General features: G+C 61.6%; 1 protein-coding gene. It reads left to right on the plus strand.

The window, feature by feature from the left end:
* Positions 1–388: 388 nt before the first annotated feature.
* Positions 389–1348: ABC transporter ATP-binding protein (locus EOC06_RS37345; protein ID WP_128310123.1), on the plus strand; the 960-nt coding region annotated here is incomplete at its 3' end.

The raw sequence follows: 1348 nt of genomic DNA on the forward strand, positions 1-1348 counted from the left end.
GGATGCGGCAGCGATCGCGGCCATGCTGGCCGCGCCTTTCAATATGTCGCGCCTTGTGGCGCCGGCTCGAACCAGTTTGTCGTAAAGACCCGTTCTCATCGCCTATTCCTCCCAGAACATCAGTGTGAATAAATCGGCCAACTGTCGGACGCCGGAGCGCCAACGATGCTCCCGTTTCGGAAACGAATTAGGCAGGACCCCACCCTGCGTCGATTGAGGTTCCGATTGCGGATCGGGTACCGACATTTTGACCAGCGCCTGCCACTATTCTCACAACCCAACGCCGTGTCAACGAGAGCGGGTTTTTATCTATAAGGGACCGACTTGCCCTGACAGGTCGCGTTGGTTAGCTTCTGCGCCTACGGCTAATGGAGCCGATGGGGGAGATATGGCGCAAGTCGCGATCAGCAAGGTGGCCAAGGCCTTTGGAACGGTCAAGGTTCTGCACGAAGTCAGCGTCGATATCGCAGACGGACAGTTCGTGGTGCTGGTTGGCCCTTCGGGTTGCGGTAAGTCCACATTGCTCAGGATGGTGGCTGGGTTGGAGACCGTCTCCGCCGGTACGATCGCCATCGGCGACCGCGTCGTCAATCATCTGCCGCCGGCCAAGCGCGACATCGCCATGGTGTTCCAGAACTATGCGCTCTATCCGCACAAAACGGTCGAGCAGAACATGGCCTTCGCGCTCAAGCTCAGGAAAACCGATCCGGCCGTGGTCGCCGAGCGGGTCAAGCGCGCCGCCGATATCCTCGACCTCAATCCCTATCTGAAGCGCTATCCCCGCCAGCTTTCCGGCGGCCAGCGACAGCGCGTGGCCATGGGCCGTGCCATCGTGCGCAATCCGCAGGTCTTCCTGTTCGACGAGCCGCTGTCCAATCTCGACGCCAAGCTGCGCGTGCAGATGCGCACCGAGATCAAGGAACTGCACCAGAGGCTGAAGACCACCACCATCTACGTCACCCACGACCAGATCGAGGCCATGACCATGGCCGACAAGATCGTCGTGATGCGCGACGGCCGCATCGAGCAGGTCGGCGCGCCGTTGGAGCTGTTCGACAGACCGGCCAACCTGTTTGTCGCCGGCTTCATCGGCTCGCCGTCGATGAACCTGCTCAAGGGCACCATGCGCAAAGGCGACAAGCCCGGTGTCGACATCGCAGGCACGCTGTTCCCGATCGCATCGGGCAACGCCGCACAGGACGGGCAAGCCGTCGTTTATGGCGTGCGACCGGAGCATCTCGAAATCCATCCCGACGGCGTGCCGGCGAAGATTTCGGTGGTCGAGCCGACCGGCTCGGAAACGCTGGTGTTCCTGCGCTTCGGCGAGGGCGAGATGGGGGCGCTGTTT

This window comes from Mesorhizobium sp. M7A.F.Ca.MR.362.00.0.0, from assembly GCF_004023175.1.
GTDB lineage: Bacteria > Pseudomonadota > Alphaproteobacteria > Rhizobiales > Rhizobiaceae > Mesorhizobium.